Annotated in this window: 17 protein-coding genes and 1 pseudogene; 9 read left to right on the forward strand and 9 right to left on the reverse strand. The window is 72.4% G+C overall.

Features of this window, described 5'->3' with window-relative positions:
* Positions 1-7 precede the first annotated feature (7 nt).
* The gene (locus tag ACFYX4_RS29580) at positions 8-982 is read left to right on the forward strand and encodes a teichoic acid biosynthesis protein C (protein WP_389339689.1); all 975 of its coding nucleotides are present in this window, start codon (positions 8-10) and stop codon (positions 980-982) included.
* Positions 983-1,604: 622 nt separating this feature from the next.
* On the forward strand, positions 1,605-1,973 hold the full coding sequence (locus ACFYX4_RS29585) for a hypothetical protein (protein ID WP_389339691.1): 369 nt from the start codon (positions 1,605-1,607) through the stop codon (positions 1,971-1,973).
* Between the two features lie 18 nt (positions 1,974-1,991).
* On the opposite strand, the gene ACFYX4_RS29590 is transcribed toward ACFYX4_RS29585, so the two are convergent.
* On the reverse strand, positions 1,992-2,969 hold the full coding sequence (locus ACFYX4_RS29590) for a zinc-binding alcohol dehydrogenase family protein (protein WP_389339693.1): 978 nt from the start codon (positions 2,967-2,969) through the stop codon (positions 1,992-1,994).
* A 140-nt stretch (positions 2,970-3,109) separates the two neighbouring features.
* Here ACFYX4_RS29590 and ACFYX4_RS29595 point away from each other — a divergent pair, with 140 nt between their 5' ends.
* The 6 genes from ACFYX4_RS29595 to ACFYX4_RS29620 all read left to right on the forward strand — a co-directional run bounded on the left by ACFYX4_RS29595 (position 3,110) and on the right by ACFYX4_RS29620 (position 11,025).
* Complete coding sequence (locus tag ACFYX4_RS29595; RefSeq protein WP_389339695.1) at positions 3,110-3,463, forward strand: ArsR/SmtB family transcription factor; 354 nt, start codon at positions 3,110-3,112, stop codon at positions 3,461-3,463.
* A gap of 215 nt (positions 3,464-3,678) precedes the next feature.
* Positions 3,679-5,940, forward strand: coding sequence for an MMPL family transporter (locus tag ACFYX4_RS29600; protein ID WP_389339697.1), 2,262 nt, complete (start codon positions 3,679-3,681; stop codon positions 5,938-5,940).
* A gap of 228 nt (positions 5,941-6,168) precedes the next feature.
* Positions 6,169-7,431, forward strand: a complete 1,263-nt coding sequence (locus ACFYX4_RS29605; RefSeq protein WP_389339699.1) for a sensor histidine kinase — start codon at positions 6,169-6,171, stop codon at positions 7,429-7,431.
* Positions 7,428-8,141, forward strand: coding sequence for a response regulator (locus ACFYX4_RS29610; RefSeq protein ID WP_389339701.1), 714 nt, complete (start codon positions 7,428-7,430; stop codon positions 8,139-8,141). Before ACFYX4_RS29605 ends, ACFYX4_RS29610 begins: the two co-directional genes overlap by 4 nt.
* A gap of 122 nt (positions 8,142-8,263) precedes the next feature.
* Positions 8,264-10,234, forward strand: a complete 1,971-nt coding sequence (locus ACFYX4_RS29615) for a potassium transporter Kup (protein ID WP_389339703.1) — start codon at positions 8,264-8,266, stop codon at positions 10,232-10,234.
* Positions 10,235-10,530: 296 nt separating this feature from the next.
* A complete protein-coding gene (locus tag ACFYX4_RS29620; RefSeq protein ID WP_389339705.1) occupies positions 10,531-11,025 on the forward strand; it encodes a hypothetical protein in 495 nt (164 codons plus the stop codon).
* Positions 11,026-11,152: 127 nt separating this feature from the next.
* Here ACFYX4_RS29620 and ACFYX4_RS29625 read toward each other — a convergent pair whose 3' ends face one another.
* From ACFYX4_RS29625 to ACFYX4_RS29660, 8 genes and pseudogenes are all read right to left on the reverse strand, one after another.
* Positions 11,153-12,094 (reverse strand): alpha/beta fold hydrolase, encoded by a 942-nt coding sequence (locus ACFYX4_RS29625; RefSeq protein ID WP_389339834.1) that lies wholly within the window; start codon positions 12,092-12,094, stop codon positions 11,153-11,155.
* Positions 12,095-12,188: 94 nt separating this feature from the next.
* Positions 12,189-12,956, reverse strand: coding sequence for a ferredoxin reductase (locus ACFYX4_RS29630; protein ID WP_389339707.1), 768 nt, complete (start codon positions 12,954-12,956; stop codon positions 12,189-12,191).
* Between the two features lie 134 nt (positions 12,957-13,090).
* Positions 13,091-14,413, reverse strand: a pseudogene (locus ACFYX4_RS29635) (amidohydrolase); the annotation flags it as partial.
* Between the two features lie 380 nt (positions 14,414-14,793).
* On the reverse strand, positions 14,794-15,648 hold the full coding sequence (locus ACFYX4_RS29640) for a nucleoside phosphorylase (protein ID WP_389339709.1): 855 nt from the start codon (positions 15,646-15,648) through the stop codon (positions 14,794-14,796).
* Complete coding sequence (locus tag ACFYX4_RS29645) at positions 15,645-16,529, reverse strand: ABC transporter permease (protein WP_389339711.1); 885 nt, start codon at positions 16,527-16,529, stop codon at positions 15,645-15,647. Before ACFYX4_RS29645 ends, ACFYX4_RS29640 begins: the two co-directional genes overlap by 4 nt.
* Positions 16,526-17,605 (reverse strand): ABC transporter permease, encoded by a 1,080-nt coding sequence (locus tag ACFYX4_RS29650; protein WP_389339713.1) that lies wholly within the window; start codon positions 17,603-17,605, stop codon positions 16,526-16,528. The genes ACFYX4_RS29645 and ACFYX4_RS29650 overlap by 4 nt, the downstream gene beginning before the upstream one ends.
* 1 nt (position 17,606) lies before the next feature.
* Positions 17,607-19,175 (reverse strand): ABC transporter ATP-binding protein, encoded by a 1,569-nt coding sequence (locus tag ACFYX4_RS29655; protein ID WP_389339715.1) that lies wholly within the window; start codon positions 19,173-19,175, stop codon positions 17,607-17,609.
* Positions 19,156-20,211, reverse strand: coding sequence for a BMP family ABC transporter substrate-binding protein (locus ACFYX4_RS29660; protein ID WP_389339717.1), 1,056 nt, complete (start codon positions 20,209-20,211; stop codon positions 19,156-19,158). Before ACFYX4_RS29660 ends, ACFYX4_RS29655 begins: the two co-directional genes overlap by 20 nt.
* Positions 20,212-20,555: 344 nt before the next feature.
* Here ACFYX4_RS29660 and mtnA point away from each other — a divergent pair, with 344 nt between their 5' ends.
* The gene (gene mtnA / locus ACFYX4_RS29665) at positions 20,556-21,587 is read left to right on the forward strand and encodes an S-methyl-5-thioribose-1-phosphate isomerase (protein ID WP_389339719.1); all 1,032 of its coding nucleotides are present in this window, start codon (positions 20,556-20,558) and stop codon (positions 21,585-21,587) included.
* Positions 21,588-21,613 lie beyond the last annotated feature (26 nt).

Raw genomic sequence — 21,613 nt, forward strand, 5'->3', positions numbered from 1 at the left:
TTGTGCCATGGCCGAAGCCTTCCGTTCGCCCTTGTCCCGTCGGGGACTGCTGCGCACCGGCGCCGGAGCCGGTCTCGCCGCGGTCGGACTGGGGTACGGCGCCCACAGCGCCTCCGCGGCGGTGCCGGCGAGTTCGCGGTTCGATCTGTCGAAGCCGTCCTACGACCTGTTCCGCAGCAAGGTGCTGCACAGCAAGCGGGTTCAGCAGAGTTTCGCCTTCGACTCGGTCAACAAGCGTCTGTTCGTCGCCGCCAAGCGTTCGGGCAGCGTCGATGCGGACGGCGATCTGTGCATCAGCGAGCTCGACTTCGACGGCAACTACGTCTCGTACATGCACCTCGACGGATTCGGTCACGGGGTCGCGTTCGGCGTCCGCCCGAGCGGCGGCACCAGCTACCTGTGGATCGAGACCGAGGCCAACTCGGGCGGCTACGGCACCAAGCTCGCCTGCATCAAGTACAGCGCCGGCACCACGCTGGACGCCTCCTCCACCAGCTTCGGCAGGTTCCAGCCGGTCTCCGGCGCCACGGAGTACACCTGTTCCATCGACCCGGTGTACAACCGCATGATCGTCCGTTACCACAAGGCCGGCGGCAAGCACATCGCCGTCTACGACGTCTCGGACACCGACAAGGGCGACTTCAGCAACCCGCTGGCCGACTTCACCCCGCCGGCGATCTCCGGCACCCCGCAGGGCTACACGCTCTACGGCTCGTACATGTACTTCCTCACCGGCACCGCCTACTCCGACACCAACGAGAAGCCGGGCAACACCTACCTGACGAGCATCAACGTCAACACCGGTGCCATAGCCCAGGGGCCGACCCTCTCCAAGGCGGGTTCCACCCTGACCCACCGGGAGCCCGAGGGGCTGGCGATCTACCGCACCGACGGGGGCGAGTCACGCCTCTTCCTCGGCTTCGCCACCGGTGACGAAGGCGACCGGCGCTCCAGCATCTTCTACAAGAACGACCTGGTCTGACGAAAGACGGAGGAACACGACAGCCGGGCCCCGGCCGCCCCTTGAGAGGGAGGCCGGAGCCCGGCTGTCGTAGCGAGGCGGCTCAGCCGAAGGCCTTCACCGTGTACGGGGCCGAGCCGATCGAGTCGGAGTTGCTCTACCGACCCTATGGATTCTTGCAGGAAGGCGATGAAGTAGCCGATCGTGAGGGTCGTGTCTGGGTGTTTTCGGCACCGTGGAACTGGGTGGCGTTCGACGGCGGCCCAGGCCAAGCTCCTGTTTGGCCTTTGCGACTGATCTGTCGTGACGGAGGAACGGCCCCTCGCGCGGCTGAGGCTGTCGCCGGCGGGACGTGTTCCGGAGATCACGACGAAGGCTGGTGACTGACGCCGACCCGACAGTCACGAGCCTCACTGCCGCTTCGGTCGCACCGGCCGTCGCCGGTCGACGCCGCCCCGCAGGGTGCCGTCCAGCTGGGCGGTTCGCTCTGCGGTGCGTGTAGCGTGAGGTGGAGGGGTACGGTGCCAACTCCGTGCGCGCGCAGAGCCTTTGACGCCTGGAGTCAGTGGTGACCAGACATTTTCCTCAGGTCGGCAGCGAAGTCGTCGTCTCCTGTGAGGCCGCGTGTGCTCGGGTCGTTTCGGTGAGTTCGCGGTATGTCAGGGTCGAGTGGCCTTGGCGGGCGATCGATGATTCCGCCAACTTCCGGTGGGACGGGACGTTCGCGCTGCCGCATGGCGCGTCCCACCCGGAATGGGTGCCGTACCGGCTGGAACCGGCGGCGTCCGAACTCCGGGCGGGGGACTTCTGCACGGTCTCCATTCCGCCGACGCGTCTGTACGTCGGGCACTACGAGGAGTACGACCCTCCGCGCAACCTGGGGTGGAGCCCTGCGCCCACGGCGGGAATCTACGTGCTCCCGCCGGAGAACGCCGATGACGAGGAGGCGGGGTGCATGCTCTATCTGGGCAGCGCCGATCCCATCCGCTTGGAGCCGGTTGAGGAGGACTGAACTTCCCCGGGGAGTGGATCAGTTGGCGATGCGCAGCAGCAGCTTGCCCGTTGAGGTGCGGCTGCCCATCAACTCGTGTGCTTCGGCCGCGTCCTCGAGGGCGAACTCCGCGGTGACCGGCAGGTTCACGGTGCCGTCGGTGACGGTGCGGAAGGCGCGTTCGGCGAGCGATCGCAGGGCATCCGGTGCGGACTGCGCGAGCGCCAGCACGGAGAAGCCCGCGACGGAACGGCCCCGCGCGTAGAGCTCGGGCTGTCCGACGTGCCACGGCTCCTCCCCGCCGGCGTTGCCGAAGGAGACCAGGCGTCCGAACACGGCCAGTGCGTCCAGGCCGCGGCGGAGCGTGTCGCCGCCCACCGGGTCGAGGATCAGGTCGACGCCCTTCCCTGCGGTGGCGCGGCGCACGTCCTCGGCGAAGGTGTCGGACGTGAACACCTCGTCGTATCCGTGCTTGAGCGCGTGCTCCGCCTTGGCCGTGGTGGAGACCACGCCGTACACCGCCCCCGCGCCCGCCGCCCGCGCGAGCTGCCCGGCCGCCGTGCCGACGCCTCCCGCCGCGCCGTGCACCAGCACCGTCTCCCCGGCGCGCAGCCGCCCCACCTCGTGGAGCAGGGCGTGTGCGGTCGGCAGCACGGTGGGCAGCGTGGCCGCGGTCCGCAGGTCCAGGCCCTCGGGGAGACGGAAGACGGTGGCGGCCTCGGCGACCACCACCTCGGCGTACGCGCCGCCGGCGACGAGGGCGGAGACCTCCTGGCCCGGCCGCATTCCCTCGACTCCGTCGCCGACGGCCCGGATCCGTCCGGAGACCTCCAGGCCGGGGCGGTAGGGCAGGGAGTCCACGCGGTATCCCTCTCCGCGCGCCTTGAGATCCGCGAAGTTCACGCCGGCATAGGCGACGTCGATCGTGACCTGGCCTGCCCCGGGCTCGGGCGTCTCGACCTCGGTGACCTTCAGTACCTCGGGAGCGCCGTACTCCCGGAACTCGATTGCGCGCATGAGCGGAACGCACCCTTCGATGAAGTGTTCAACGGAAAGCGAACACTGGCACTGTAAGATTCTCATCGAACACTACGCAAGTGGCCGTGCCGCTCCCGAGGAGCGACCCGGCGAGGACGCGCACGGACGGGGCGAGAGGCATGTCGAACCAGGAGGCGGGCCGCAGGCACCGTGCGGCGCCGGTGCACACGGATCCCGAGGAGGTCCCGGTGCTGACCGCGCTGTCCGCGCTCGCCGACCCGGTGCGCATCCAGCTCGTCCGCGAGCTCGCCGGCTCGGCCGAGTGGTCGCGCAGCTGCGGCAGCTTCGACGTGCCGGTCGGCAAGGCCGCCCTCAGTCACCACTTCTCGGTGCTGCGCGCCGCCGGTCTGGTCGAGCAGCGCGACGAGGGCCCCAAGCGGGTCAACCGACTGCGGCGCGAGGAATTCGACGCGCGCTTCCCCGGACTGCTGGATCTCGCCCTCCGCCCCGACGGTGTCGACGGCGTCGACTGAGCAAGTCGCGGTTGTGGGGGGCCTGTTGTGGTCCAGGAGGTCCCGTGGGCCTCAACCTCACGCCGTACCCCGTACTCCTCCTCAAGGAGGACCGGCACGCCTCGGCTCATGCAGCGGCACCAAGGCCGACTGCCAGCACGAGCACGATGCCTCGACCTCCCCTCTCCGGCCAGGCTGGTGATCTACCCGAACCCAGACCTGGAGATCCGTTTCTCGTGGCTACCTTTCTCTGTCGGATCGGCCGGACGGCCTTCCAACGGCGTTGGCTCACAACGTTGTTGTGGGTCGTGCTGCTCGGCGCCGTCGGTCTCGGCGCCGCCAAGGCCCCCGCGGCGTCCGACGACGGCACGTCCTTCATGCCCGGCATCGAGGCGCAGAAGGCCTTCGACCTGATCGGAGAGCGCTTCCCCGGCACGGACGCCAAGGGCGCCGCCGCGCGCATCGTGTTCGTCGCCCCCGACGGCGAGAAGGTGACCGCGTCCGGTCACCGCGCCGCCATCGACGCCCTCGTGGCCGAGGCCGCCGACGAGCCCCAAGTCGCCGCCACGACAAGCCCGTTCACGGCGGGCGCGGTGAGCGAGGACGGCTCCACCGCCTACGCCACCGTGAACTTCAAGGTGACAGCCGGCGATCTCACCGATGCCGACAAGGCCGCGCTGGAGAAGGCCGTCGACGCGGCCCGCGACTCCGGCCTCACCGTCGAGGTCGGCGGCGACGCGCTTGCCGAGCAGCCCGCGGCGGGCGGCTCCGCCGAGGTCATCGGCATCGCCCTCGCCGCCGTCGTCCTGCTGATCACCTTCGGATCGCTCGCCGCCGCCGGCCTTCCCCTGCTCACCGCCGTCGTGGGCGTCGGCGTCAGCATGGCCGCGATCCTGGCCCTGGGCAGCACTTTCGGTCTCTCCCTGACCACCGGGACGCTGGCCACGATGCTCGGACTCGCGGTCGGCATCGACTACGCCCTGTTCGTCGTCTCCCGCTACCGGGAGGAGCGCGCCAACGGCCACGACCCGCGGGAGGCGGCCGGCCTCGCCGTCGGCACCGCCGGCTCGGCCGTGGTCTTCGCCGGCCTGACGGTCGTCATCGCGCTGGCGGGCCTGTCCGTGGTCGGCGTGCCGATGCTGACCAAGATGGGTCTGTGCGCGGCGGGCGCGGTGGTCGTCGCCGTTCTCGTCGCCCTCACCCTCGTCCCGGCCCTGCTCGGGATGTGGCCGAACGCCGTGCTCTCCCGTGCCGCGCGCAAGCGACGCCCCGACGGCGACGACAACGGACACAAGGGCGACGACAACGGCGGCTCGCGGTGGGCTCGGTTCGTGCTGCGTCACCCCGTGCCCGTCCTGGTCGCGTGCGTCGCCGGTCTCGGTGTACTGGCCCTGCCCGCCGCACAGTTGGAGATGGGCATGCCGGGGGCGGAGTCCAAGCCCTCCTCCTCCACCGAGCGGCGCGCCTACGACGCGCTCGCGGACGGCTTCGGCGCGGGCTTCAACGGGCCGCTGACGATCGTGGTGGACGCCGAGGGGGCGACGGACCCCAAGGGCGCCGTGAACGAGATCGCCGAGGAGATCCGCGCCACGAGCGGCGTCGTCTCCGTGTCTCCCGCGCGGTTCAACCCGGCCGGTGACACCGCGCTGTTCTCGGCGGTCCCGACCGCGGGCCCGAACACCGAGGACACCAAGAACCTGGTCAAGAGCATCCGCTCGGAACGAGCCGACCTGCGGGCGGAGACGGGCGCGACCTTCGAGGTCACCGGCAGCACCGCGATGAACATCGACGTCGCGCGGTCCCTTCAGGACGCCCTCGTGCCCTACCTGACGGTCATCATCGCGCTGGCCCTGATCCTGCTGCTGGTGGTGTTCCGCTCCGTACTCGTGCCGGTGAAGGCGGCCTTCGGCTTCCTGCTGTCGGTGCTCGCCGCCCTCGGCGCGGTCGTCGCGGTGTTCCAGTGGGGCTGGGGCGCGGAGCTGCTGGGCGTGGAGCAGGCGGGTCCGATCATGAGCCTGATGCCGATCTTCCTGGTGGGCATCGTCTTCGGCCTGGCCATGGACTACGAGGTGTTCCTCGTCGCTCGCATGCGGGAGGCGTACGTCCACGGCGACCGGGCCCCGCAGGCCGTCGTCTCGGGGTTCCGGCACAGTGCGCGGGTGGTCGTCGCGGCGGCGGTGATCATGATCGCGGTGTTCTCCGGGTTCATCGGCGCGGGCGAGTCGATGATCAAGACCATCGGCTTCGGGCTCGCCGTCGCGGTGCTGTTCGACGCCTTCGTCGTACGGATGGCGCTGGTGCCCGCGGTGCTTGCCCTGCTGGGCGACAAGGCCTGGTGGCTGCCGGGGTGGCTGGACCGGGTGCTGCCTCGCGTCGACGTCGAGGGCACCGGGCTCACTGCCGCACGGTCCGGGCATGACGCCGGACCGGCGGGCGGTGATCCCGGTGACTCCGGCGACTCCGGCGATCCCGCGTGGCAGGAGCCGGCCCGCCTCTGAGGCGACGCGCACGCGGGGGCCCGCGGCCCCGGTCAGGGCGGCGCGCGCCGCGGCAAGCCCGCCGCAGGCCCGTGCACGGCTACGGCCCTGACGAGACTGCGGCCCTCGCGCACGCGACGCCCCCTGCCGCGCCGGGACCCCCGCGCACGCGACGCCCCTGACGACGCCGCGCCCCCCTACACCCCCGAACACCCCGGTACCCTGCCGATGGAACCGTCTCGGAGCGTGATGAGCACAAACTGGCAGCGCGGGGCAGCGCGCCTGGCGCGGCGTCGGCCCCGGCCGAAGGTCGTCGAAGCCATGACGTCGGTCCTGCTGACGGCCGTCACCGTCTTCGGCGTCGTCCTCACCCGGACGTTCCTGCCCGGGCCGCCGACCCTGTGGCCCGGCGTCGCCCTCGCCGTCGTCGCCTGCGCCGCACTGCTCCTGCGCCGCGACCGCCCCCTCCCCGTCCTCGCCGTCACCCTGTCGTGCGCCATGGCGCAGGGCGCCCTCGGCTACCTTCTGACGCCCGGCGTGATGGGCCCGCTCCTGGTCGCGCAGTACGCGGTGAGCGTGCGCGCCTCGGTGCGGACCACCTGGAGCACGGCGTTCGCGTCCGCCGCCGGCATGGTCGTCGCGGGACTCTCGCACGCCTCCTTCCCCGACTCGCTCGTGCTCGCCGTCGTCAACCCGGCGGCGTGGGTGCTGCTGTCGGCGGTCTTCGGCAGCTATGTCCGGGTGCGCCGTGAGTACGCCGTCGCCCGCGCCGAGCACGCCGCCCGCGAACGGGAGGAGGAGGCACGGCACCGGGTGTTCCAGGAGCGCATGCGCATCGCACGGGAACTGCATGACGTCGTCGCCCACCACCTCACCCTGGCCGACGCCCAGGCCGGCACCGCCGCCCACCTCTACCGCACCGACCCGGACAAGGCTTTCGAGATCGTTGCGAGACTGCCGGAGTCCACGGCCGCCGCGCTGCGCGAACTCAAGGCCACCGTGGGACTTCTGCGCCAGGACACCGACCCCGCGGACGAACTGACCCCCGCGCCGGGGCTCGGGCAACTGCCCGACCTGGTCGAGGCCTGCGCGGCGGCCGGCCTGGAGGTCACCGTCACCACCGACGGACGGCCGCACCCGCTCACCCCCGTGCTCGACCTCACGGCCTACCGGATCCTCCAGGAAGCACTGACCAACGTCACCAAGCACGCCGCCACGCGCACCGCGCGGGTCCGCCTGGCTTACACGCGCCGCCACCTGACCCTGACCGTCACCAACGACACCCCGCCGGACCGCCCCGCACCTGACCGACTCACGGCCGACCGCCGCGCACCTGACCGACTCACGGCCGACCGCCGCGCCGGCAGCGGCAGCGGCTTCGGACTGCTCGGCATGCGCGAGCGCGCGACGGCCGTGGGCGGCGCCTTCCACGCAGGTCACCGGCCGCAGGGCGGCTTCGAGGTCGCCTGCACCCTTCCCCTCACCAGCGACGACGAGAGCCCCGCCCCATGACTGTCCGCGTCCTGCTCGCCGACGACCAGGCCCTGCTGAGGGCGACCTTCCGCATCCTCATCGACTCGGCCGACGACCTGACCGTGGTCGCGGAGGCCGCCGACGGGCGGGAAGCCGTCGACCTCACCGCCGAGCACCGGCCCGACGTCGTCCTCATGGACATCCGCATGCCCCACCTGGACGGAGTGGCGGCCACGGCGGCCATCTGCTCCCGGCCGGAACTGTCGGACACCCACATCCTCGTCCTCACCACGTTCGAGAACGACGAGAACGTCGCCAAGGCCCTCCGCGCCGGCGCGAGCGGCTTCCTCGGCAAGGGCGTCCGCCCCGAGGACCTGCTGGCCGGCATCCGCACGGTCGCGGCCGGCGACTCCCTCCTCTCGCCCACCGCGACCCGCGCCCTCATCACCCGGTTCCTGGCCACCCCGGACACCGACGGCTTCCTCGCCCTCCCCGACGCCGTCAAGGCCCTCACCGACCGCGAACGCGAAGTCACGGCCCTGGCCGCGCACGGCAAGTCCAACGCGGAGATCGCCGACCGGCTCGTCCTGAGCCCGTTGACCGTACGCAGCCACATCCAGCGGTCCATGACCAAACTCCACGCCCGCGACCGCGCCCAACTCGTCGTCATCGCCTACCAGAGCGGCCTGGTGACACCGCCTCCGCATCCGCCTCCGCATCCGCAGCAGCATCCGCACCACCGCGGCTGAGCCGACGGGCTGTTGCGCCGAATCCTGCCCGGCCTGCGGGGGGTTTCATCGGCCTGCGCACGGTGTACAGGTATCGTCCGGCACGACACGCCGGGCACCGGTCGGCGCCGAGGAGGATCATCATGGCCAATCGACGGCACGTGAACGGCTCGGACGACGCAGCGGCGCCGAGCCCGTCGGCCGCACACGGTCCGGGAGGCCGCGACGCCCTGCGCCTCGGCCTCGTGGTCGGAGCACTCGGTGTGGTGTTCGGCGACATCGGCACCAGCCCGATCTACACCCTCCAGACGGTGTTCAACCCCGCCGACCCGCATCCCGTGCCGGTCAGCACGGAGAACGTGTACGGGGTGGTCTCCCTCGTCTTCTGGGCGGTGACGATCATCGTCACGGTGACCTATGTCCTGCTGGCGATGCGCGCCGACAACGACGGCGAGGGCGGCATCATGGCGCTGATCACCCTTCTGCGCAGGCTGGGCGCGCAACGCGGGCGGCGAGCCACCGCCGTGCTGGCCGCGCTGGGCATCTTCGGCGCCTCGCTCTTCTTCGGCGACAGCATGATCACCCCGGCGATCTCGGTGCTGTCCGCGGTCGAGGGGCTCAAGATCGTCCAACCCTCGCTGGAGGACCTGGTGGTGCCGATCACCGCGGTGATCATCGTGGTGTTGTTCCTGGTGCAGCGCAGGGGCACCGCGGCGGTGGGCCGGGTGTTCGGACCGGTGATGATCGTCTGGTTCCTCGCCATCGGCGCGTGCGGCCTGTCCGGCGTCCTCGACCACCCGGAGATCCTGGAGGCGCTGTCGCCGACGTACGCCCTCGGCTTCCTGTTCGGTCATTTCGGCACCGCCTTCTTCGCCCTGGCCGCGGTCGTCCTCGCGGTCACCGGCGCCGAGGCGCTCTACGCCGACATGGGCCACTTCGGCCGTCGGCCGATCAGCCGCGGCTGGCTGTTCCTCGTCTTTCCCGCGTGCGTCCTCAGCTACCTCGGCCAGGGCGCGCTGATCCTCGACGACCCCGCCAACATCAGCAGTCCGTTCTTCCTGCTCGTGCCCGAATGGGGACGGTGGCCGATGGTCCTGCTGGCCACGGCCGCGACGGTGATCGCCTCCCAGGCGGTGATCACCGGCGCGTACTCGGTCGCCTCCCAGGCCGCCCAGCTCGGCTACCTGCCGAGGCTGAGGATCACGCACACCTCCGAGTCCTCCGTGGGACAGGTCTACGTCCCCTGGATCAACTGGCTGCTGATGGTCTCGGTGCTCACCCTCGTCTTCGCATTCCGCAGCTCCACCGCGCTGGCCTACGCGTTCGGCATGGCGGTGACCGGCACCATCACCATCACCACCCTGCTGTTCTTCTACGTCGCCCACGCGAAGTGGGGCAAGCCGGTGTGGGTGATCGGCATCGGGGCCACGCTGCTGTTGACGGTGGACCTGCTGTTCGTGGCGGCCAACTTGACCAAGCTCGTCCACGGCGCGTGGCTGCCGCTGATGATCGCCCTCGTCGCGTTCACCGTCATGACCACCTGGCAGCGCGGCCGTCAGATCGTCACCGCCGAACGGGAGCGCCGCGAAGGCCCGTTGGACGAGTTCATCGAGGAACTGCGCGACCAGGAGGCGTCGACGCTCCGGGTGCCCGGCACGGCCGTCTTCCTCAACCGGGGCAAGGAGACAGCCCCCTTGGCCATGCGGGCCAACACCGAGCACAACCACGTGCGCCACGAGCAGGTCGTGATCGTGTCGTTGAAGACGGAGCCGGTGCCCCGCGTCCCCGACGACCGGCGGACCGTCGTCGACGCCCTCGGCCACGGCGACGACGGCATCATCCATGTCACCGCCCGGTTCGGCTACATGGAGACCCCGGACGTGCCCGGCGTCCTGGCGACGCTCGACCCGGCCACGACGGAGGGGCCGTTGCGCCTCGACGAGGCGTCCTACTTCCTGTCGAAGATCGAGCTGCGCCGCGGCAAGGCGCCGGCGCTGGCACCGTGGCGCAAGCGGCTGTTCATCGCCACCTCCTACATCACGGCCGACGCCGCCGAGTACTTCGGCCTGCCACGCGACCGGACGGTCATCATGGGGTCGCACATCGAGGTCTAGGGCTGCTGCCCCGGGGCGGTGCCGCCCGCGTTGGTCGAGATACGAGGCAGGTGCCGGGAACTGAACGGCGTCCGCATCCGACTCGTAGGGGGAGAAGGCAGGTCCGGCCGGACGGAACAGGGCGGTGGTGCGCGTGCGAGGGCGGGGGACGAGATCCGCGCGCCGCACCGCGGCAGCGGACGGCGTCCGCGTGTCACCGGCACTGCGGAGCCTGCGTGCGGCGGTGTTCGCCGTGCTGTGCGTACTGCTCGCCGCCGGGGCACACGCGCGCGCTGGCCACGGGCGAGGCCCCACTGGTGCGGACGCAGGTCGCGGCGGGCCTGGCGGTCTTCGCGGCCGGCGCGCTGCTGGGCGGTCGGGAACGGTCGTCGACCGGGATCGGCGGCGAGACGCTGGCGTCACAGGGCGCGCTGCACTTCGTCTTCGACGCCGCGCGGTCCCGCACCACGACGGTCACGCACGGCATGCGCCTGCCCCGCCCCCACGCCTTGGCCCCTCACACGCCGGCCGCTCATACCCTGGCCTTTCACGCGTCGGCTCCTCACACCCTGGCCTTTCACGCGTCGGCCCCGCACACGCAGCTCTCCCACGCGCCGGCCCCACTCACGGCGACGGGAACGGCCGACACCGGCAACAGCGCCAACAGGCTTGCGGTGACGGCCTCCGGCGACGACTCGACCGTTCGCGGACTCGGTGTCGCCGGGCTGATCGTGGGCGTACTGGGCCTGGCCGCGGCGGTGTTCACCGCGGTCCGCGTCCGCGCCGCCGGTCGCCGCATCTCCGCCGAGTAGGCGGGCGAGGGCGGACTGCCCTGTCGTCGAACGTCCGGCGGCGGCAGGGCAGTCGACCCCTCGATGCGACGCGCCACGGCGCGACGGCGCGAGGGCACGAGGGCGCGAGGAGGATGTGCGGGCGGGCTCAGGAACAGGCGCGGAGGAAGTCGATGAGCGCCGCGTTGACCTCGTCGGGACGTTCCTGCTGGGTCCAGTGTCCGCAGCCCGCCAACCGGACGGGCGGGCGGTGCAGGCTGGGCATCCGGTCGGGGAGGGTCTCGATGAACTCGGGGGTGCCGGGGAAGGCCGGGACGGGGTCGCGGTCGCCGTAGACGTAGAGCGCGGGCGGTGTGACGGCGGCGCCGTCCCAGGGCGCGGTCAACTCCCAGTTGCGGTCGAGGTTGCGGTACCAGTTCAGCGCGCCGGTGAAGCCCTGCGAGAAGCTCTCGGTGAGGCTGTCGAGGTCGTCCTCGGTGAGCCACGCGGGCAGCACGTCCGGGTCCGGCATGGCCGCGAGCCAGCCCTGCCCGGGCGGGACGAGGGGCTGCTTGATCTCGCCGGGGACGTCACCGGAGGCCGAGTACAGGAACTTGCGCAGCGCGGTGCGGGTGTCCGCGGCGAACTCGGCGTCGGCGACACCCGGGCGGTCGAAGTAGTTCCAGTAGAAGCGGCCGTCGAACTTCTTGTCCATGGAGACCAGCGGAGGCTCCGCTCCCCGGGAAGGCGGCGGGACGCTCAGCCCGGCCACCCCCAGCACCATGTCCGGCCGCAGCAGCGCCGTGTGCCAGGCGACCGGCGCGCCCCAGTCGTGCCCGACGACGTACGCCTTCTCCTCGCCCAGGGCCCGGATCAGCCCGACGACGTCCCCGACCAGATGGAGGATGGTGTACGCCTCGACCTCGGCGGGACGGTCGCTGCGGCCGTACCCGCGCTGGTCCGGGGCGACGACCCGGAACCCCGCGTCGGCCAGCGGCCCGAGCTGGTGCCGCCAGGAGTGCCATGACTCGGGGAAACCGTGCAGGAGCACCACCAGAGGACCTTCGCCCTCCTCGGCGATGTGCAGCCGCACTCCGTTCACGTCGACCATTCGATGCTCTGCCATGTGTACGAGCGTACGCGTCATGATCCGCGACCGACGGGCCCCCGGGGCCTCGCGACCCCATGCCGTCCGGGGCCGCGCGTCAGCCGAAGCGTTCGACGCGGATCCGGTCCACGGGCTGTCCCAGCTCCGTGAGCAGCCGGGAGGCGTGCTCCGCGAAGGAGTTGGAGCCGCAGACGTACGCCTCCCAGCCTCCGTCCGGGGGCTGCGCCAGCCACGGGTCGAGGTGGGCGGCGGAGAGCCGGCCGGGGCGTGTTCCGGGCGGGGCGGCGCGGGTGAAGACGAGGGTGGTCTCGTCCCCGTACTCGTTCGCGTAGATCAGGTCCCGGGGAGTGCGGGCCGACACCAACAGGCGTACGGGGACGGCCGGTCGGCGCAGGCGGTGGCTGCGGACCATCGACATCAGCGGTACGACGCCGGAGCCCGCGCCGAGCAGCAGGGCCGGCCGGTCGCCGGGCCAGGCGAAGAAGCCGCTGAGCGGGCCGCGCACCTCGACGGAGTCGCCGGGCCGGGCCACCCGGTGGAACCAGCCGGACACCTCGCCGCCCTCGACGTGGTCGAGGGTGAGCTCGATGTGGCCGCTGTCGTCGGGCGGCGAGGCGATGGAGTAGTGGCGCTGGGCGGTGTATCCGTCGGCGGCCGTCAGGCGCAGCATCAGATGCTGGCCGGGAAGGTGGCCCGCCCAGCCGGGGACGGCGAACCGGAACGTCGAGGCGCGGGGCGTCTCGCGGCGGATCTCGACGATGCGGGCCGACTGCCAGACGGCCGCGGCGCGGTTGCTGCCGATGATGCGGGGCGGCACCTGGAAGCGGGTCGGGGGAGCGAGGGTCCCGCCCGCGTGCCGGGTCACCGGGGCGTCCCTTCGGCGAGCGGCGGGTGGTTGTCGTCGGCGCGGTGGCGTCCGGTGACGTCCCCTTGCGCGGTCGTGTCCCGCCGTTCCGCGTCGGGCCGCCGTTCAGGGCGTGCCGGCGTGCCCAGGTCCGACAGCGCCCTCAGCGCCCTCAGCGTCTCTGCCTCGTCAAGTGTGGTGAGCACGCGGTCGCGCATCAGCACTCGTCCGTCGACGACCGTGTCCCGTACGTCGGATGCCTGTGCCGCGTACGCGAGCATCGACCACTCGTCGTGCCGGGGAGTGAGGTGCGGCCGGTCGAGGTCCAGCACGATCAGGTCCGCGCGCTTGCCCGGCTCAAGGGAGCCCAGGTGGGCGTCGAGGCCGAGGGCGCGTGCGCCGTCGATCGTCGCCATGCGCACGGCCCGCTCGGCGCCGACCGCCGTGGGGTCGCCGCCCGCCTTGTGCAGCAGCGCGGCCTGCCTCAACGCCCCCAGCAGATCGAGGGTGTTGGAGCTGACCGCGCCGTCCGTGCCGAGCCCCACGGTCACGCCGGCGTCGAGCAGCCGGGGCACGGGGGCGATGCCGCAGCCGAGTTTGAGGTTCGACACCGGGCAGTGCGCGACCGAGGCGCCGGTGCGTGCCAGTGCCGCGATCTCGGGTTCCGTCAGGTCCACGGCGTGGGCCAGCAGCAGATCGGGCCCGAGCAGGCCGAGCGCGTCCAGCAGTTCCACGGGCCGCTTGCCGTGCGCCGCCACGACGGTGGCGACCTCGGCGGCGTTCTCCGAGGCGTGGATGTGCAGCAGCGCCCCGAACTCCCCTGCCAGCGCGGCGATTTCGGTGAGCTGGGCCGGAGACAGGGTGTAGGCGGAATGCGCGAACACGACGGGCCGGTGGCCGGGCCGTGCCGGGCGGGCCGCCAAGTCGTCGCGCGCCCAGGCGAGACGATCCTCGAAGGCGATGCCGTCGGCCGGCTCCGGCACGTCCATGAAGGTGGGGCCGGTGTGCAGCCGCCAGCCCGCCTCCCGCGCGGCGAGCTCGGCGGACTCGTGGAACCAGTACATGTCCAGGGCGGAGGTCACCCCGGCCCGGACGCTCTCGGCGACCGCCACACGCACCGCCGCGGCCACGTTCCGCGGCGACAGCAGCTCGCCCTCCCACCGGATCACCCGCTCCAGGAACCCCTGGAGCGTGACGTCGTCGGCGCGCCCGCGCAGCAGCGTCATCGCCAGGTGGGTGTGGGTGTTGAGGAGGCCCGGCATGACCAGACAGCCGGTCGCGTCGAGGGTGTCGGCGGCCCGGTAGCGAGCACGCAGAACGCCCACGGGCCCGACGTCCACGATCTCCCCGCCGCGAACGGCGACGGCCCCTTCCCGTATGAGGGTGCCGGCGTCATCGACGGTGAGGACATCACCGCCGAGGACGAGGAGGTCGACGGGGACGGGTTGGTCGACGGGGGCGGATTGGTCGGCGGGCACGGGTTGGTGGGTGGAGGTCGGTCGGTCTGCGGTGGCAGGCTGGTCGGCGGGGACGGTCAGGTTCTCCGGGACGGTCCGGTCGGCGGGGGCGGTCAGGTTCTCCGGGACGGTCCGGTCGGTGGGGGCGGTGAGGTCGTGCGGGACGGGCCGGCCGTCGGGGTCGGCCGGGGCGGCGGCGACCGGTATGTCGTCCGGGGTGGTCCGGTCGGCGGGGGCGGTGAGGTCGTGCGGGACGGGCCGGCCGTCGGGGTCGGCCGGGTCGGCGGCGACCGGTATGTCGTCCGGGGCGGTGCGGTCGGCGGGGGAAGGGGAGACGTCCGGCGCGGTCGCGTCGTCCGGGGCGGTCAGGGCGGCGGGGGGACGCCGCTCGGTGGGTGCCGTCACGTCTCGGTCCCCTCCTCTTCCTCCGCCAGCAGTCGCAACGCCTCCAGCGACACGAGCGCGCCGCGCTCCACCCCCTGGGCGACGACCTCGCGGTGCGGGTCGTAGTGACCTGTCGACAACGGCGCGTTCTCATCGACCAGTTCGTCCGCGTTCGCGCCGTCCAGGACGAGCACGCCGCCCGCGACGAGCCCCCGCAGCGAGGCGGTCACCAGCAGTGCCGACAGCTCCATCTCGATCGCGGCGAGCCCGGCCCGGTCGTACGAGGTGAGCGGCAGCAGCCCCGGCTGGAAGGCGGCCCGGGTCCACACGATGCCCCGGTGGTGCGGGGCGTCAGCCGCGCGGGCCGCGCGCTGGAGCGCGAACACCGTTTCCGGGGCGGACACGGCCGGGTACTCGGGCGGCAACAACTGGTGGGTCACGCCGTCGTCGCGCACCGCCGCCTCCGCGATCACGAGGTCGCCGTCCGCGAGGCCTGGCTTCATCGCGCCGGCGGTGCCCAGGCGCAGGAACGTGCGCACGCCCGCCTCGGCCAGCTCCTGGAAGAGCAGGATCGCGCCCGGCGCACCCACCCCGTGCGAGGCGACGGTCACCGGCAGTCCCTTCCAGAGGCCGCTGAACACCCGGTACTCGCGGTGGTACGAGACCTCCTCGGCCCCGGCCAGCAGCGCGGCGACGGCCGCCGCGCGGGCCGGGTCGCCCACGACCACGGCGCGGGGCGGCAGACCGGTGCGGGGGACGCGGGTGACGGGCAGCAGGTCATGGGCCCTCGCGTGCGCCCTCTCATGCGACGTCTCGTGCGTGAGGTCGCGCGTCAGGTCGTGCGTCGGGTCGTGTGTCGGGTCGTGTGTCATGAGGCGGCTCCGGAAAGGCCGGTGGAACGGGGGTTGCGGCGGCCACGGCGTCGGGCCGTGGTCAGGAACAGGGCGACCAGCGTGACGACATACGGCGCGGCGTCGGTCGCCTGCTGCGGCAGGCCGAGGCCCTGGAGGCGGAAGCCGGCGGCCTCCGCGACGCCGAACAGCAGGGCGGCGAGCAGCACGCCGAGCGGCAGGGCACGGCCCAGCATGACGGCGACGACCGCGATCCAGCCCCGCCCGGCCGTCATGTTCTCGGAGAACAACGTGACGTTCCCCAGGGCAAGTTGGGCTCCGGCGAGCCCGCACAGCACCCCGGAGACGAGGACCGCCGCGTACTTGTGGCGGGCCGGGCTCACACCGAGCGTCGCCGCGGCGTCCGGCGCTTCGCCGACACCCCGCAGCCGCAGTCCCCACACATGCCGGGACAGCAGCACCGCGGCGACCGCGACGGCGGCCCACGCCAGATACGTCAGCGGTGAGAAGCCTCCGACGACCGGGAGCCCGACCAGGGCCGGGTCGTCGAAGGTGCCCTGCACTCCGAAGACCGTCCGGAGCAGAAAACTGGTCAGGCCCGCCGCGAGGAGGTTCATCGCCACGCCGAGGACGACGGCGTCGCCGCGCAGCGTCACCGCGCACACGGCGAGCACGAGCGAATACGCGGCAGAGGCGAGGGCCGCCGCCAGCACACCGAGCCAGGGGCTGCCGGTGAACCAGCTGGTGGACACGGCGGTGAAGCAGCCCATCAGCATCATCCCCTCCAGGCCGATGTTGAAGACGCCCGCGCGCTCGCACAGAGCGCCGCCGAGCGCGGCCAGCAGGATCGGGGTGAGCGCGCGCAGCGCCGACGTGAGGAGATCGGAGTCGAAGAACGTCACGCGAACTCCCCCTGGGCGACGGGCTTTTCGGTTTCGGACAGGCGTCTGCGGCGGCGCGGGAAGCGCAGCCGGGCCGCGAGGAACACGATGACGATGGCCTGGAGCACCTGCGTCAGCTCCCGCGGCACCTCGGTGGCGCGTTCCATGGACAGGCCGCCGACCTGGAGCACGGCGAAGAAGAACGACGCGAGGACCGTGCCCAGCGGCGCGGCGGCGGCGAGCAGCGCGGCGGTCAGGCCCGTCCAGGTGTAGCCGGGCGCGGTGAGCGCGCCGTCGAGGAAGCGGTACGGGAAGCTCAGCACGCCGATCGCGCCGACGAGCCCGGCCAGCGCGCCCGACGTCGCCATCAGACGCAGCGTCAGACCGGCGCGCTCCACGCCCGCGTAGGCGGTGAAGCGGGGGTTGAGACCGGTCATGCGGATCTCGTAGCCGACCGCCGTGCGGGAGTCGACGAACCGGTACGCGACCGCGGCGAGCACCACCAGCAGCAGCCCCGCCGTCACGGTCGACGAGCCGAAGGCCGGCAGCGCCACGCCCTCGGGGAGCGCGCGGGTCTGCGGCAGGCTGGAGCCCGGCTCCTTGAGCGGATAGCGCGCCAGATAGGAGGCGAGGCTGACCGCCGGATAGCTGAGCAGCAGGCTGCTCACCAGGAGCGGAACGCCGAAGCGGTTCTCGCACAGCGCGGCCAGCGCGGCGTAGGCGCCGCCCGCCGCCATGCCGGCGAGAAGCGCAAGCGCCACGGCGAACGGCGCGGGCAGCGGCGCGTACAGCCCGGTGACGGCGGCGGCGATCCCGCCCAGCACCATCTGCCCGTCGCCGCCGAGGTTGATGAGCCCGGCGCGCAGGGGGACCGCCGACGCCAGCGCCATGCCCAGCACGCTGGTGCCGGTGCTCAGCGTCGAGCCGATCCCGTCGGCCCCGAGCGATCCCGTGAGGACGGCGCCGTACGCCGTGAACGGATCGGCGCCCGTGCCCAGGAGGAACAGCGCGCCGATGACGACTCCGGCGAGCAGCGAGAAGACGACGGGGGAGCGCAGCGCCCTCCCCGCGGCCGTCGGATGCGATGTGCGAGCCATGTCAGTCTCCGTCTCCGTCCCGCACGGCGGGGGGCCGCTGCGCCGTGCCGCCGGCCATGGCCAGGCCGAGCGTGCGCTCGTCGAGTTCGTCCTTGGCGTACGCGGCCGTGACCCGGCCCTCGTACATCACCAGGACGCGGTCCGCGAGGCCGCGGATCTCGCTCAGCTCGGCCGAGACCAGCAGCACGGCGTGGCCCGCGTCGCGGTAGGCGACGATCTGGTCGTGGATGTTCTGCACGGCGCCGATGTCGACGCCCCGGGTGGGCTGCTCGACCAGCAACAGCGGTGCCTCGTGGGCGAGTTCGCGTCCGATCAGCAGCTTCTGGAGGTTGCCGCCCGAGAGCGCCGACGCCGGCAGCTCGGGAGTGGACGCCTTGACCGCGAAGCGTTCGACGAGACGCCGCGCGTGGGCGCGTACGGCCGCGGGCGGCAGCAGTCCGCGCCGGGAGGACAGCGCCGTACGGTGATGGCCCATCGCCAGGTTGTCCGCGACGGACGCGGCCGGTGCGGTGCCCACCGCGTGCCGGTCCTCCGGCACATAGGCGAGGCCCGCGGCGCGGCGTCCGGCCGCGGGGGCGTGGGTGACGTCCCGCCCGGAGAGGGTCACCCGGCCGGCGGTGACCGGCCGCAGCCCGGCCAGCGCCTCGACGAACTCGTGCTGGCCGTTGCCCGCGACGCCGGCGACGCCGACGATCTCGCCCGCGCGGACCGTCAGACCGACCTCGCGCACGGCGGGGCCGGCGCTGAGCCCGGCGACGTCGAGGACGACGTCCCCGGGTGCGCCGGGCGGATGCACCCGGTCCAGTTCCACGGAGCGGCCGGTCATCGCGGCCGCGATCTCGTCGGCGGTCGTCTCCGCGGTGCGCAGCCGGGCGGCGACCCGGCCGTCGCGCAGCACGGTGACGTTGTCGCTGACCTCCAGCACCTCGCGCAGCTTGTGCGTCACGAGGATCACCGTGCGGCCCTGTGCGGCGAGCGACCTGAGCACGACGAACAGGGCGTCGGCCTCGGTCGGCGTGAGCACCGCGGTCGGTTCGTCGAGGATGAGCGTACGGGCGCCGCGGTGCAGCAGTTTGAGGATCTCGACGCGCTGCCTCAGCCCCACCGGCAGCTCGCCGACCCGGGCGTCCGCGTCGACGGCGAGACCGTGCGCCTCGGCGAGTTCGTTCACCCGCCGACGGGCGGCGGCCCGGTCCACGAACCCGAACCGGCGCGGCTCGGCCGCGTAGACGACGTTCTCGGCGACGGTCAGCGAGTCGAACAGCTTGAAACTCTGGTGGACCATCCCGAGCCCGGCGGCCATCGCGTCCCCCGGATCGCCGAAGGACACCTCCCGCCCGCCGACGTACAGGGAACCGGCGTCGGGGCGCTCCATCCCGTACAGCACCGACATCAGCGTGGACTTGCCCGCGCCGTTCTCCCCCATCAGGGCATGGATCTCACCGTGACGGACCGTCAGGTCGACCGCGTCGTTGGCGAGCGTGCCGGGGAACCGCTTGGTGATGCCCCGCAGTTCGACGGCCGGGGCCGCAACGGCCCCGGCCTGAGCGTCACTTGGCTGCCGGGTCATCGACCGTCAGCTCACCGGACACGATCTGGTCGCGCAGCGCCTTGACTTTCGTCAGCACCTCCGGGTGCTCGGCGATCACGCACTGGGACGCGTCGACGCCCTCCTCCAGTCCGGTCAGGCTGATGCCGCCCTCCTTCAGGCCGTACGAGACGGTGGTGCCCGTCCTGCCGGCGAGGACCGCCTCGACGCCCTTCTTCACGGCGACGTCCGTGCGCTTGATCACGTTGTCGACGACCGTGCCGGGCGCCGACGGGCACTGGTTGACGTCGACGCCGTACGCGAAGGCGCCCTTGGCCTTCGCCGCCTCGAAGACGCCGTAGTTGCCGGCCGCGGCGGCGGCCATGATCTGGTCGTAGCCCTTGGACAGCAGGGTGCCGGCCTGCTCCTTGGCGCGGGCGGAGTCGTCGAACGGGGACTGGCCGCCGACGAAGCGGGTCGACGTCTCGGTCTTCGCGGCGACCTTCTTGGCGCCGGCCGCGAACGGGTCGCTGTAGCGTCGGAACTGAGGTGTGTCGAGCACGTCCACCGCGCCGACCTTGCCCGACTTGCTGAGCAGCCCCGCCTCGGCGCCCGCGAGGTAGACGCCCTCGTGCTCGCGGAAGACGGCGCAGCCGACGTTCTTGTACGTCTTCGCGGTGCAGGCGTCGACGATGAGGAACTGCTGCTGCGGGTTCTTCACGGCCTGTTGGGCGACGAGGTCGGCGAACTCGAAGCCGATGAGCACGACGACGTCCGGCTCGGCGTCCACGGCGGCCTGCACGTTCTGCTGCTGGGAGGCGGTGTCGGTGGACTCGTAGACCTTGCGCGTCCCGTCGTGCTGCTTCGCCGCGTCGGTGACGCCGCTGACGGCGAGCTTCAGGAACTCGTTCTGTCCGACGGCGTCCGGGGTGACGAGGATGAACGACTTGCTGCTGCCGCCGCTCGCGGAGGCGGACGTGTCGTCCTTCTTCGCGGCGGCGTTGCAGGCGGTGGCGAGGAGGACGGTTCCGGCGGCGAGCGCGGTCAGGCGCAGGGAACGGCGGTGTCTGGTGTGCATCGGGGGACCTTCCGGGTACGGCAAGGCGCGCGTGGCGGTGGGCGCGTGAAAGGGGGTGAGGTGGCGACGCTGTGCTGAGCGGAGCGGCTCAGCGGCGACAGCGGTCGCCGGCGCAGTGAGCGAAGTCGAGGAACAGACGCCGGGTGAGCAGTGGCATGCGTCCTCCTTCGTCGTCTCGAACTGCGGGACGGGGATGTCGACCCGTGGGATGGGAAGTGGGCCGTCGAACACGGCTGCTGGACTGTAACACCCGTTCCCAGCCACTCGTCCACCTGTCTCGAAGTGTGGTTCCCGCAGGTCATGTACGGTGGCGGGCACCATCGGAACATCAGGAGTGTCCCGTTATGTCGCAGGAACTGCGCGCCGTCGACTGGACCGGAACCGGTCTCGCGCTCATCGACCAGACCCAACTGCCGCACCACACACGGACGGTCGACGTCCGCGATGTGGACACTCTGGTGGACGCGATCCAGCGTCTCGTGGTCCGCGGCGCGCCCGCGATCGGCGCGGCGGGCACCTACGGCGTCGCGATCGCCCTGCTCCAGGGCGAGAAGGAGGGCTGGAGCGAGGCCGAGGTGCGCGCGGCCGTCGCCCGCGTCCGCGAGGCCCGCCCGACCGCCGTCAACCTGATGGTGTGCGTCGACCGGGTCATGACCCGCTTCCCCGAAGGCCTCGACGCCGTGCTGGAGGAGGCCGCCGCCGTCCAACGCGAGGACGTCGAGGCCAACCGCGCGATGGGCGCGCACGGCGCCGACTGGCTGCTGGCGAAGACCGGCCAGGACCGGCCGCTGAGGATCCTCACCCACTGCAACACCGGCGCGCTGGCGACCGCGGGCTGGGGCACGGCACTCGGCGTCATCCGCGAACTCCACGCGCGCGCACGCCTGGAGGTCGTCTACGCCGACGAGACCCGCCCCCTGCTCCAGGGCTCCCGGCTGACCGCCTGGGAACTCCTCCAGGAGGGCATCCCGCACTACGTCCAGGCCGACGCGGCAGCCGCCGGCGCCGTCCTGCGCGGCGAGATCGACGCGGCGATCGTGGGCGCCGACCGGATCGCGGCCAACGGCGACACCGCGAACAAGGTGGGCACGGTGGGCGTCGCTCTCGCGTGTGCGTACGCCGGGATCCCGTTCATGGTGGCGGCGCCGACGACCACCGTCGACCTGTCCACGCCCTCCGGCGACGACATCCACATCGAACTCCGCGGCGAGGACGAGGTGTTGGAGTGGGCGGGCGTGCGCACGGCACCGGCCGGATCGCGCGGCCGCAATCCGGCGTTCGACGTGACGCCGGGCCGGCTGGTGAGCGCGCTGGTGACGGAACGGGGCGTGCTGGAGGTGTCGGCGGGGGAGCTGCCCGGAGACCGGCTGCGCTGAGCGGCTGAGCGGCTGAGCGGCTGAGC

The organism is Streptomyces sp. NPDC002328, assembly GCF_042890065.1.
In the GTDB taxonomy this organism is placed as follows: Bacteria; Actinomycetota; Actinomycetes; order Streptomycetales; family Streptomycetaceae; genus Streptomyces.